12 protein-coding genes are annotated in these 12,856 nt (G+C 45.2%); 2 read left to right on the forward strand and 10 right to left on the reverse strand.

Going from position 1 to position 12,856, the window contains the following annotated elements; translation table 11 throughout:
- Positions 1-2: 2 nt before the first annotated feature.
- Both icd and citZ read right to left on the reverse strand, forming a co-directional pair.
- Positions 3-1,298 (reverse strand): NADP-dependent isocitrate dehydrogenase, encoded by a 1,296-nt coding sequence (icd, locus tag G7035_RS26590; protein WP_016819629.1) that lies wholly within the window; start codon positions 1,296-1,298, stop codon positions 3-5.
- A gap of 147 nt (positions 1,299-1,445) precedes the next feature.
- Positions 1,446-2,558: a citrate synthase gene (citZ, locus tag G7035_RS26595; protein WP_016819628.1), complete on the reverse strand. Its 1,113-nt coding sequence runs from the start codon at positions 2,556-2,558 to the stop codon at positions 1,446-1,448.
- A 344-nt stretch (positions 2,559-2,902) separates the two neighbouring features.
- Between citZ and ytvI the strand changes: the two genes are divergently transcribed.
- Positions 2,903-4,021 carry a sporulation integral membrane protein YtvI gene (gene ytvI, locus G7035_RS26600; RefSeq protein ID WP_016819627.1) on the forward strand — a complete coding sequence of 373 codons (1,119 nt, stop codon included), beginning with the start codon at positions 2,903-2,905 and terminating at the stop codon, positions 4,019-4,021.
- Positions 4,022-4,050: 29 nt separating this feature from the next.
- Here ytvI and G7035_RS26605 read toward each other — a convergent pair whose 3' ends face one another.
- The 7 genes from G7035_RS26605 to G7035_RS26635 form a co-directional block, all read right to left on the reverse strand.
- Positions 4,051-4,449 (reverse strand): FxsA family protein, encoded by a 399-nt coding sequence (locus G7035_RS26605; RefSeq protein ID WP_013370347.1) that lies wholly within the window; start codon positions 4,447-4,449, stop codon positions 4,051-4,053.
- The gene (locus G7035_RS26610) at positions 4,446-4,964 is read right to left on the reverse strand and encodes an acyl-CoA thioesterase (protein ID WP_017425912.1); all 519 of its coding nucleotides are present in this window, start codon (positions 4,962-4,964) and stop codon (positions 4,446-4,448) included. Before G7035_RS26610 ends, G7035_RS26605 begins: the two co-directional genes overlap by 4 nt.
- 135 nt (positions 4,965-5,099) lie before the next feature.
- On the reverse strand, positions 5,100-6,308 hold the full coding sequence (gene pelA, locus G7035_RS26615) for a pectate lyase (protein ID WP_019686841.1): 1,209 nt from the start codon (positions 6,306-6,308) through the stop codon (positions 5,100-5,102).
- Positions 6,309-6,514: 206 nt separating this feature from the next.
- Positions 6,515-7,357: a phosphate ABC transporter ATP-binding protein PstB gene (pstB, locus tag G7035_RS26620; protein ID WP_016819624.1), complete on the reverse strand. Its 843-nt coding sequence runs from the start codon at positions 7,355-7,357 to the stop codon at positions 6,515-6,517.
- A 17-nt stretch (positions 7,358-7,374) separates the two neighbouring features.
- Positions 7,375-8,271 (reverse strand): phosphate ABC transporter permease PstA, encoded by an 897-nt coding sequence (gene pstA, locus G7035_RS26625; protein ID WP_013309592.1) that lies wholly within the window; start codon positions 8,269-8,271, stop codon positions 7,375-7,377.
- The gene (gene pstC / locus G7035_RS26630; protein WP_196478887.1) at positions 8,271-9,203 is read right to left on the reverse strand and encodes a phosphate ABC transporter permease subunit PstC; all 933 of its coding nucleotides are present in this window, start codon (positions 9,201-9,203) and stop codon (positions 8,271-8,273) included. The genes pstA and pstC overlap by 1 nt, the downstream gene beginning before the upstream one ends.
- A 105-nt stretch (positions 9,204-9,308) precedes the next feature.
- Positions 9,309-10,232: a phosphate ABC transporter substrate-binding protein gene (locus G7035_RS26635; protein WP_016819622.1), complete on the reverse strand. Its 924-nt coding sequence runs from the start codon at positions 10,230-10,232 to the stop codon at positions 9,309-9,311.
- Positions 10,233-10,438: 206 nt separating this feature from the next.
- On the opposite strand from G7035_RS26635, the gene G7035_RS26640 reads away from it, so the two are divergent.
- Positions 10,439-11,326: a LysR family transcriptional regulator gene (locus tag G7035_RS26640; RefSeq protein ID WP_019686840.1), complete on the forward strand. Its 888-nt coding sequence runs from the start codon at positions 10,439-10,441 to the stop codon at positions 11,324-11,326.
- A gap of 93 nt (positions 11,327-11,419) precedes the next feature.
- Here the strand turns inward: G7035_RS26640 and pyk are convergent, their stop codons facing one another.
- A complete protein-coding gene (gene pyk, locus G7035_RS26645; RefSeq protein ID WP_016819620.1) occupies positions 11,420-12,850 on the reverse strand; it encodes a pyruvate kinase in 1,431 nt (476 codons plus the stop codon).
- Positions 12,851-12,856: the final 6 nt, after the last annotated feature.

Consider the following 12,856-nt stretch of genomic DNA (forward strand, 5'->3'; position numbering starts at 1 on the left):
CCTTACAGGTTACTAATAATAGTGTCCGCGAACTCGGAGCATTTCACCTGTGTAGCACCGTCCATCAGACGGGCAAAGTCATAAGTTACGATCTTTTTATTAATGGACGTCTCCAGCCCCTTGTAAATCAGGTCAGCTGCTTCTTTCCAGCCCAAATGTTCAAGCAGCATAACGCCGGACAGAATTACGGAACCAGGGTTCACTACGTCTTTGTCTGCATATTTTGGAGCTGTACCATGCGTAGCTTCAAAGATAGCATGCCCGGTTACATAGTTAATGTTTGCACCTGGCGCGATCCCAATTCCACCAACTTGAGCAGCCAAAGCATCGGACAGATAGTCCCCGTTCAGGTTCAGCGTAGCAATGACATCAAATTCAGAAGGACGAGTCAGCACTTGTTGAAGTGCAATATCAGCAATCGCATCCTTAATAATGATTTTGCCTGCATCTTCAGCTGCTTTTTGAGCTGCATTTGCCGCATCCTCACCTTCTTTTTCCTTGATGACATCATACTGAGCCCAAGTAAATACTTTATCTGCAAACTCTTGCTCAGCTACTTCATAACCCCAGTTTTTGAAGGCACCTTCGGTAAATTTCATAATGTTACCTTTGTGTACGAGCGTTACACTCTTGCGCCCATGGTCAACGGCATACTGAATAGCTGCCCGTACCAGACGCTTTGAACCTTCGGAGGAAACTGGCTTAATCCCAATTCCTGAGGTTTCAGGGAAACGGATTTTATTCACGCCCAGCTCTTGCTGAAGGAACTGAATTACCTTTTTCACGTCTTCAGACCCTTCGGCATATTCGATCCCTGCGTAAATATCTTCTGTATTCTCACGGAAAATGACCATGTCTACCAACTCAGGACGTTTTACTGGAGATGGGACACCGTTAAAGTAGCGAACAGGACGCAGGCATACGTATAAGTCCAGTTCTTGGCGCAATGCCACATTCAATGAACGGATACCACCGCCAATAGGTGTCGTAAGTGGACCTTTAATGGCTACAATATACTCACGGATGGCTTCCAAAGTATCGTTAGGGAGCCACTCGCCGTATGTATTGAAAGCTTTCTCACCAGCGAATACTTCATACCAGGCAATCTTTTTCGTACCGTTATATGCTTTTTCTACAGCCGCGTCCAGTACGCGCTTGGAAGCTTTCCAGATGTCGCGACCTGTGCCGTCACCCTCGATAAACGGAATTACCGGATGATTTGGAACCTGCAGTTGACCGTTATCAATTGTAATTTTTTCGCCTTCAGTTGGGAGCTCAAACTTTTCAAATTTCGCCATAAGTTCCTTTTCCTCCTCAGATATGAATGGGTACAGGACGAAAGACATGATCTTTATCACAGACAAAAACGTATATCTCTCGCCGACCCTTCTATTGTACCTTATTTTTTAAATTCAGGGTATACAACCTCAATCTTCCTCCAAAGGTTAGCGCAACTCTGGTGACACATATTTTTGATCCATCGGACCTGTGTATTCCGCACGCGGACGAATCAAGCGGTTATTTTCATACTGCTCCAAAATGTGTGCAGTCCACCCCGATACACGGCTTACAGCAAAGATAGGAGTAAACAGGTCCCTCTTGATACCCAACTGGGTATATACGGAGGCAGAATAAAAATCCACATTCGGCTTCAAGCCTTTTTGCCCTGTTACAATACTCTCAATTCGAACTGACATATCAAACAACGTAGTGTCGCCGTTCATTTCTCCCAGCTCGCGGGACATTTTGTGCAAATGTTTGGCACGCGGATCACCGTTTTTATAGACACGATGCCCAAAGCCCATAATTTTTTCGCGGTTATCCAGTTTGGCCTGAATATAGGAGTCCACCTGATCCAATCCGCCAATCTCCTCCAGTGTTTTAGCAACAGCCTCATTGGCCCCACCATGTAACGGTCCTTTTAAGGCCCCAATGGCAGACGTGATCCCGGAATAAATATCTGATAAAGTGGCTACCGTTACGCGCGCAGCAAAGGTCGAAGCATTCAATTCATGATCGGCATGCAGCACGAGAGCCTGATTGAACGCCTTAATAGCCGTCTCCTCCGGGTCCTTGCCAGTCAGCTGATACAAAAAGTTTTCAGCAATGGAAACACCTTTTTTAGGCGCAATTGGTTCCAAGCCTTCGCGTATACGCGCTATGGCTGCCACAATTGTGGGCAATTGCGCCTGAAGCTTGACGGTTTTGGTCACATTGGACTCTCTTGACATATCATCCGCCTCTGGGTCATACAAAGCAAGAGACGATACAGCTGACCTCAAGGCAGCCATCGTACTCAATTCTTTCGGGTATAACTTTAATTGAGTAATAATTTCATCCGGAATAGCAGCATATTCGCTTAACTGGCTGCGAAGCTCTTGCAATTGCTCTTGGTCAGGTAATTTTCCAAACCACAACAAATAAGCTACCTCTTCAAAATCGGCGTTAACAGCCAAATCATCAATGTTATAACCCCGGTACGTGAGAACGCCATCTACGATAGAGCTTATGGAGGAAGTGGTCGCTACGATCCCTTCCAGACCTTTAGTCGCTGTCATCGTTACATCTCTCCTTTGTAAAAACATTGTGAACGGACTTGCAATGTAAACATTTTCAAAAGTAAGATATGTCTTTTATTTAGCTGAGTAATGTTAACGCCATATGTCAATATTTAAACCTTCTTTCACTATACTGGATTTTGTCGTTTATGTGAACATTGAGGGCTATTCCAACACATTCAAATGTTTTATCGCATCTATAAAGAAATTTTTGAAACCCCTTACAAAATATATGCGTCCATTTGCACTTTTTTACATAGGTCTTGTCTTACCCTCCTCCCGCATAAGTATAGTAGAGCACTTCCTTTAAGGAGTGCCATCGAAAAGAAAGGAGTCGTGAGAGCTTGAGTCGGTTAATCTTGAATCGCATATTTCGTGCTCTATGGGTCGTAATCGTGATTGTAGCTCTGTTGCTGGGCATATATATGCTGTTCCCTCTCGTTTATCCTTTCCTATTCGCCTGGCTTGTGGCCTATGCTATGAACCCATTGGTCGTTTTTTTGCGTAACAAGGCTCGTATGCCACGTTGGGCGGCTGTCACGGTCTCCTTATTTGTATATTTAGGCGGAATCGCAATCATCCTGTCTGCTGCAATCACCCGAATGGTTCGAGAAATGATTAAGCTGGCCATGACTTTTGACGGGCATATCGAGCGTTTTAAAAGCCTGTTTATTGATTGGACGCAAAGCGATTTAATCCAAAATATAATTATTGAAATCAACCATTTTATTCGGGATAATCCCGATTACCAACACACCATTAACAGCAATATTGATAAAACGACTCAAACCGTCAGTTCTGCTGTTACTACGCTAGTCGGTCAATTTTTTAATGGGGTTTTAAATTTGCTAACCTCTCTGCCTAATATGGGAGCTGTGCTAATGGTTATTGTATTAGCAGCCTTTTTTATTAGTAAGGATTGGGATCGACATAGTCGAATACTTTCGAATACGGTTCCTGATACGATCCGCAAACCATTGTCAGATATTTGGCACGATCTGCGTAAAGCATTGTACGGCTATTTGCGTGCACAGTTTATTATCATTTCCATTACCGCATTAACGGTTATCATTGGGCTGTTCATCTTGCGTGTGGAATCGGCCTTTACCATCGGTTTGATGATCGGGCTGGTGGATTTGTTACCTTATTTAGGGGTTGGCATTGTGATGATTCCGTGGACACTGTATGCGTATATGTCAGGGAATTTGGCACTAGGGGTTGGATTGTCGATCCTCTATGCCATCCTGTTGATTGGACGGCAGATCGTGGAGCCTAAGGTGCTGGCCAGCAGCGTGGGATTGAACCCGCTTCCCACCCTCATCGGTATGTTCATCGGGCTCAAGCTGTTTGGCGTTTTAGGACTCATTATCGGACCTGTATCACTCATCGTTCTTGATGCACTGAATCGTGCAAATGTCATTCAGGACTTGCGCAACTACATTCTTGCTGGAAGAGTCCGCTAGGTTATAGAGAGGGGACAACGGCAGCTCAGTCAAAACCGCCGAAACGTAATACTGCCGTTTTTCATTTTTTTCTCCAGCCACTTTAATAAAAAACGTCGGTACAATACTCGTGTTAAAGGAAACACCAACGTAAAACCAATAATATCCGTTATAAATCCAGGGATAAGCAGCAAGCTCCCGCCGAAAAACACACATAATCCATCCAGCATTTTACGGCCAGGCATTTGGCCACGGTTCATTTCATTTTTGGCATCGGCAATCACCTTTCGACCTTCAAATTGCATCATGGCAGCGCCAATCAAGGTCGTCAGAATAATGAGCAGAATAGTTTTCCCCGCTCCAATCCAGTGACTTACCCATATAAACCCGTACAGCTCCGCCAAAGGAATGAGCAGCAGCAACAGCCACAGACGTTTACGCATCATCATGACTTCTGTCCCTCCCCGCCTGTAAAAGCAGACCTTAACGCAGTGTACAACTCAGGCAGTGCCTGATCGAGCCGAACGGGCTTCCAGTCGGTATTCAACCACACATGTCGTGTCGATCCTGTGACCAGCAGTTCTCCCGGCAGCGTGTCAGCCTCTGTCCATACCTTTCCCACATTGTTTTGGTGCTCCTCATCCGTTACCCGTCGAACCTCATAAGTATAGTTCAGACGTAGTCTGGAGAAGTCCGTAATAGCGGTATAGATAGTAACTAAATCATCATATCGAGCAGGGCTCGCATATTTCGCATTGATTTCAATAACCGGCAGCAAAACTCCTCGATCTTCCATGCTCCGGTAGTTAAAGCCTGCCTGCCGAATCATTTCCGTACGCCCGATCTCAAACCAGTTTAAATAATTCGCATGATACACGACCCCCATCTGGTCGCTTTCCTGATAACGGACACGTAGAGGTGCGCCATACCATCGTAGTTGCGTTTGTTTCTCCTCTTGAGTCATACAAGCTCTCCTATCTTTGTGCATCTTTATCTCTATTTTGCCCTCTCTCCATTAAACCATATTTACCGCCTGGGAACAAAAAGAGGGCCGAACCATACGGCTCTCCCTCTCAAAGCATTTACAACAATGGCTTTATTATTGTGGCAACGGCTTGGACAGTTTATAATATCCACTTTCCGAAGCCAGTTTCAATAAGCTCTTCGCCTGACTTCCCGCCCAGGCGTAACCAAGTCGTCTTTCTTCACTAATTTTCATGATGTCCGTATACTTTTTGCCATCTCGGTCTGAGAAGAAATACTTATTGTCCTCCACATTGTAGAAACGATACCACATCACGCTTGAAGCATCCTTTTGGAAAAACTCCGGACCTTGACGATTGTATTTCATACCGTCGATCCGATTCGTGTCAAACCATTTCAAGGCACTCTGAGCTGCTTTTTTCACCTCAGCCGTCTGCGGTTGAGACATCAAGAATGCCGTAATGCCTACCGATTCCGTCGTTGTTTTGGAAGCAAGCTCGAAGGCTCGCGCGGGTACAGATTCATAAGTAATCGGATCATGCTGTGCTCCCCAGATCGTTGGTGTGCCATTGTTTACAATTTGAGCTTTAAGGGTGTACTGTACGCCTCTATTCAGAGCCTGCTGAAGTCTGGAGCGATATGTATTGTCAAGAATATCGCTATCAAACGGCTGTCTTTTGTTTACAATGTCATCTGCCAGTACCATCACTCTAACCATAGCATCATCGTTGTAGGTTGCGGCATCAGAATAATTACCACGTTTAGGGTATACCTGCGGCCAAGCGCCAGAGGAATATTGAGAGGTTAGTACGAAATCAACTGCTTTTTGTACACTGTTTTTAATGTCTTTGTTTTTAGTTTTTTTGTATACATCCGCTAAAAAGCGGATCTCGGTTGTCGTGGCCTCGTTATCAAACGTTCCGAGTTCAACACCATCCTTGCTCTTCCATGTAGAACGTGCTGCCTTGCCATCCCATTTGGATTTATAATTCTTTTCCATCGCTTTGAAGAATCCACCATGCGGCAATTGCCACGATACAATATTCAAAGCAAGCGTAGTGTCCTTGGATGTATTTCCTGTAGAAAATTTACTAAAATCACGATACTTATCCAGCAAACTACTCACATTCACACTAGCCAGTGGAACAACAGCATTTTTGTAAACGTTTGCATTATTGTATACGGCTTGGGTAACACTCGCACCTGCATCAGTCACATTCTGCTCAGCTGCTGCCCATGAAGGGCTAACAAGTCCAGTTGTTAGGGTAATAGCCATTCCAGAAAAAGCAATCCATTTGACAGATTTTTTAACGTTAAACTTCATTGCAAACCTCTCCTTTAATTGGATTGTGGTATTTCAAGAACTATTAAACACATGTATTATATGAAAATATAACCAAATAATCAATATATTTTATTATATACAAATGTAAGAGTTTACTAAACTAATAAAAAAACATCTTACCAATACTAGATTAGTAAGATGTTTATCATGTTTTATATCTATAACAAGTCGTCAATCTGGACGGCTTATCCAAAGCGACCCATGATATACTCTTGAGTCAACTCGTTTTCAGGATTGGTGAATATATCGTTTGTTTTCCCATGTTCCACCAAACTTCCAACATAAAAATAGGCAGTATAATCGGAAATTCGTGCAGCCTGCTGCATATTGTGCGTCACAATAACGATGCGCAGTTCTTTTTTCAATTCGGTAATAAGCTCTTCCACCTTGCCTGTAGACACAGGGTCCAGCGCGGAAGCTGGCTCGTCAAGCAACAGAATTTTCGGTTGAACGGAAAGTGCACGTGCAATACAAAGCCGCTGCTGTTGCCCGCCAGACAGAGCAAGAGCCGAATCGTGAAGACGATCCTTGACCTCATCCCATAATGCCGCCTTACGCAGGCTGCTTTCGACGATTTCATCGAGCTGCTTCTTTTTGCGCACTCCCCGGTATTTAGGACCGAACGCAATGTTATTATAAATCGATTTGTAAAAAGGGTTAGGCCGTTGCCACACCATGCCTATTTGCTGACGCAGCTTGATCACGTCCGTCTCAGGTGCCGTTAAATCCTGTCCGTCCATCCAAATATGTCCCGTTGTCGATGAAGACGCAATCTCATCATTCATTCGGTTAAGGGAACGCAAAAAAGTCGATTTACCACAGCCGGAAGGCCCAATCAGGGCGGTCACGGTCTGCTCTGGAAAAGCTAAGTTTACTTTTTTCACGGCCTCAAAGCTTCCGTAATAAATACTCAAATCCTCAGTACTGAACGGATGTGGCGCTTGCCCCGCAAGTTGTTCTGAACGCGTAGACTGAACGGATGTTGCTGGTGTGGCGGTTTTTGCCGTTCGTGTAATCACATGTTCCATTGTTCTCCATCCCCTTTCTAATCCATTCGTTTGGCAGCTGTCAACCGACGGTAAACGACTCTTCCGAACCATCTTGCACTCAAGTTGAAGACCAGAACGAGCAGCACCAATACCGCAGAAGCGCCTGCAGCGATATCTTTGGAGTCAGGAGCAATGCCTTCACTGTTGACCTTCCAAATATGAACAGCCAATGTTTCGGCAGGTCGCATCGGATTAATAGGCGATCTGGCATGCAATGGATTCCAATCGGTAAAATCAAGCGGCGGTGTACTCATCCCTGCTGTAAACAGCAATGCCGCGGCTTCCCCAAAAATACGGCCTGCGGCCAAGATGGTACCCGTAATCAAGCTTGGCAGCGCTGCTGGCAACAAAATGGAGGTAATGATTTTCCACTTGGACAATCCAAGCGCAAGTCCGGCTTCCTTTTGCTCCTTCGGTACAGCGCGGAAAGCCTGCTCCGTTGTGCGAACCATCAGTGGCAGATTGAATACGGCTAAAGCCAGGGCCCCTGACAAGAGGGAAAAGCCAAAATCAAACGTATTTACGATGAGTAATAGTCCAAACAATCCAATGACAATTGACGGGAACGAGGACAATACTTCGACGACAAGTCGTATGAAGTCCGTAATTTTCCCCGGCTTTGCATATTGCGCCATGTAAATGCCGGCGCCCCAGCCAATTGGAATGGTAATAATCAAAGTTAAGATTAGCAAAAATACAGAATTAAACAGTTGCGGACCAATGCCGCCACCTGCACGTAACGTTTGCGGAGCACTGGTTAGAAAATCAAAAGAAATATGGCTAACTCCGCGGGCCAAAATGAAGCCCAGTAATCCCACCAAAAGTGCAACAATGAACAAGGCGAAGAAACAGATTACAAATGTAGCGATCTTGTCGGTCGTTTTAGCTTTCATCAAACCCGGTTTCTCCTTTCAAGCAGCCTTACCAGCAGCACGAAAATAAATGTCATGAGCAGAAGAACAAGCGCCATACTCCAGAGTGCATTGTTATGAACGGAGCCCATCGCTGTGTTGCCCATGCTAAGAGTAATGACGCTGGTCAAGGTCGAAGCGGATTCCAGCAAGGAATGCGGTATGTGCGGAGCATTCCCGATGACCATCTGTACAGCCAACGCTTCTCCGAAGGCACGAGCCATCCCGAGAATAATTCCTGTTAAAAGAGCAGGCAGCAGCGTCGGGATAATAACACGGGCAATTGTCTGCCAGCGGGTAGCCCCCAATGCATAAGAGGATTCTCGCAGCCCCCCCGGCAGGGAAGACAACGCATCCGCCATAATACTCGTAATCGTCGGTAAAATCATAACCGACAACACAAGGCAACCTGCGAGAATACCGATGCCTTGTCCCCCGAACACGTTTCGCAGCAATGGGACGATTACGGTCAAGCCGACAAAGCCATAGACAACCGACGGAATGCCGGATAACAATTCAATGGCAGGCTGAAGGATACGTTTACCCGATTTCGGCACGATTTCCGTCATAAACAAAGCTGCGCACAAGCTAAGCGGACTGGCAATTAAGGCCGCTAGTATGGTTACGGCAAAAGAACCCGTAATGAACGGAAGCGCGCCGAAGGACTTGGGCTCGCCATCCGGGCTCCATTTGGTTCCAAAGAAAAACTCTCGCAGACTGACTCCATTCACCGCAAATGTAGCTACACCTTTGGAGGCAACAAAATATACGATGGAGACAATGACTGCAACTAAAAAAACGACACAAACCGACGTATAGATGAGGCCGGTCCATTCTTCCCAGTAATGTCTTTCTTTCATAACTCGGGATCGTTTATTCTGTTCCATGTATGCCTTCCCTTCAATTGGTTCCATACTGTGACTCCTTTAAGCGAAGAATAGAGGCCGGACGTTAGTCCGCCTCTTCTTCGTGAATATACTCGCGTTAGCTGCGTTCATCCGAACAGGAGATCGCTCTCCTTATTTCGTGATGTTACCGTCAGCATCACGTTTCACTTGCATACCTGATACCGGGATGTATCCCAGGTCTACAACGTCTGCTTTTTGGATTTCATCAGACAGAATGTAGTCCAGGAATGCTTTTACATGTTCTTTTGGCTCACCTTTAGTGTACATATGCTCATATGCCCACACTGGATATTTACCTTGTTCTACATTTTCAACGTTAGCTTCCACACCGTCGTACTTCAAAGCAGTAACTGTGTTGTCGATGTAGGACAGAGCCAGGTAACCAATCGCACCAGGTGTTTCAGCAATCAGCTTTTTCACAGTACCAGAGGAATCTTCCTGAATGGAGCCTGGCAGATCTTCTGTTTTTTGTCCCAGCGCGTATTTTTCAAAGGTTGCACGAGTACCGGAGCTACTTGGACGGTTCACGATCACGATTTTTTGATCTGCACCGCCAACTTCTTTCCAGTTCGTAATTTTACCTGTGAAGATTTGTACCAGTTGATCTTTTTTCAGGTCTGTTACGCCTACTTTAGGATTCGCTACCGCTGACATAGCTACAACAGCTACTTGGTGATCGACCAGCTCTTCTGCGCCGCTCTCCAGTTTTTCCTTTGCAAATACGTCAGAGTTACCGATATCCGCTTGTCCACCGGAAACTTGAGTCAAGCCAGTACCGCTACCGCCACCCTGCACTTGTACCGCAATGCCTTTATATTTATCGACAGCCATAAATTTTTGTCCCGCTTGCTCTACCAATGGTTGAAGTGCAGTGGAGCCAACAGCCAGAATGTTACCTGTCAGTTCAGCAGCTGCTTTATTGTCTGTTCCTGCAGCAGCGTCTCCTTGTGGTGCAGCATTGTTACCTGATCCGCAAGCTGCAAGTGCAAATACCATGGTGAGAGTCATCAGAATGAACGGCCATTTTTTCAACATTTTTTATTGTCCTCCCCTTAGTTAAGTGACGGTTTTTTATTTATGACCATCAACACTTTTACATTGTAGGCCTGGAATGTTAGACGAACGACTAGGTTTTGTAAAACAAATATAAAATATTAATAGATAAATTGTTTTTCAGTATATAATTAATCTATAGTGTGAATTCACGCATAAATATCAAGTAAGGAGAATTGTTCGATTCCATGAATATTTTAAAATTGCGCATCTTAGTGCTGATCGACAAATTCCATAAAGCAACGGAGGTTGCCGAAACTTTGCAAATCAAACAGCCCACCGTCAGCTTTCATATGAAAAGTCTGGAAAAGGAAATGGGTGCGACCCTGTTCTCTCTCCAACAAGGCAGAATTATGCTAACTGAGGCTGGTAAAAAAATGTTGCCTTACGCAAAGCAGATTCTCTCTCTTGAGCAAGAAGCCAGACAAGCTGTAGATGAACTGACAGAACAATCACAGGGCCTCTTACATCTGGGCGCAGAGTCGATTTCAGGCATGTATCTTCTCCCAACTATCATGGCTGATTTTGCTCAACAATATCCAGAATGTCGTATTCAGTTAGAAATTCAATCTCCGGATGTAATCAAGCAGCTACTGAAAGACGGAGAAGTTGATTTTGCTTTTCTCGACGATGGAGAATCTCTTCTGGAGAATACTGTGGCAGAACCAGTGGCTTCAGATCAGGTGGGAATTATCCGCTCTGCATCGGCAGAGACATCCAAGTCACTGGACATCAATGGGGCCGATACGCTGGATAAACACATATGGGTAAAATATAGCGGGGCATCTGTTGTAGATTCCTATTCCTCGCTAGTTAAATCCCATCTGGAAATCAACTCTTGGGAAGCAGTAAAGCAAGTGGTTAGTGGCGGAGAAGCGCTTGCCTTCTTTCCTGCCTGCGGAGTTCGTAGCGAGGATCATACTATCCCCTCGGTGGAATGGCTTCCTTATCCCGAAACTGACAGCACAAAGAGCCATTATCAAATAAACATCGTGTATCAACAAGATACACATAAGAACATGATACAACAGGCATTCCTTGATTTTATACGACGAGAAGGAATAAGAACTAGTTAACAAAAAAAGCATTCAGGTCTTATGGACCTGAATGCTCTTTTACTTATTGTAACGAGTAAATGCCATCCCTATATTACTTTGCGGGGACTACAATTACGCTTGTGCTGGTACGCAGCTAATTTTGATCAGGTTCGTGGAACCGGAATCACCAAGAGGTACGCCCGCTGTAATCACAACCAAATCGCCCTCTTTAACGAGGCCAGATTTGCGACCACCTTCCAGCGCATTGTCAAACAGACTATCTGTTGTGTCAACGATGGGTCTGCCTTGTACTGCGTGTACGCCCCAGATCAGAGCCAAACGGCGAACTGTTCTTTCCTGTGTTGTCACAGCGACAATCGGAGCTTCAGGACGGTATTTAGAGATCATACGCGCCGTTGTTCCGCTTTGCGTGGACGTCAGGATTGCTTTGGCATGCAGGTCAAGTGCAGAAATAGAAACGGATTGGCTGATTGCTTCTGTAATACTAATTTCTTGAGCCGTTCTTTGTTTTTTGAACAAATCGCGGTAGTTCAGAGAAGACTCAGCTTTTTCGGCAATACGTGACATGGTCAATACAGATTCTACCGGATATTTACCCGCAGCTGTTTCGCCGGACAGCATAATTGCATCTGTTCCGTCAAAAATAGCATTGGCTACGTCACTTGCTTCCGCACGAGTCGGACGCGGGTTACGTTGCATGGAATCCAGCATTTGTGTTGCTGTAATAACAGGCTTGCCAGCTACATTACATTTGTTAATCATCAATTTTTGCGCCAGAGGCACTTCTTCAGCAGGAATTTCCACACCGAGGTCACCACGGGCAACCATCAGACCATCCGAAGCTTCCAAAATTTCATCCAGGTTGTCAACACCTTGCTGATTTTCTATTTTGGAGATGATTTGAATGTGGCTTGCGTTGTGCTTCGCCAGCAATTCACGAATTTCCTGTACATCACTTGCTTTACGAACAAAAGAAGCCGCGATGAAATCAATGTCCTGCTCAATACCGAAAATGATATCATTCGCATCTTTCTCCGTAATACCAGGCAATGAAATAGCAACGCCTGGAACGTTAACGCCCTTCTTGCTTTTGATCGTTCCGCCATTGACAATGCGGCATTTGATTTCAGTGCCTGATACTTCAATAACGGTGAGTCCGATCAGACCATCGTCGATCAGAATGGTGGAGCCGGGCTCCACGTCCGAGGGAAGATCCTTGTACGTAATGGAGATACGATCTTGCGTACCGAGAATTTCTTCCGTTGTCAGCGTAATGAACTCGTCCTGAACAAGCTCAATAGGTTCAACTTCGAGCTTTCCTGTCCGGATTTCCGGCCCCTTCGTATCGAGCAAAATAGCAACATTTTTGTTAAGCTCCTTACAAGCTTGACGGATGTTTTTAATCCGGTTGCCATGCTCCTCGAAATCACCGTGAGAGAAATTCAGGCGGGCTACGTTCATACCAGCCATAATCAGTTTCTTCACATTTTCCAATGATTCACTGGAAGGACCGATGGTACATACAATCTTAGTTTTGCGCATTTGGGT

It is taken from the genome of Paenibacillus polymyxa (assembly GCF_015710975.1).
GTDB classification, from domain to species: domain Bacteria; phylum Bacillota; class Bacilli; order Paenibacillales; family Paenibacillaceae; genus Paenibacillus; species Paenibacillus polymyxa.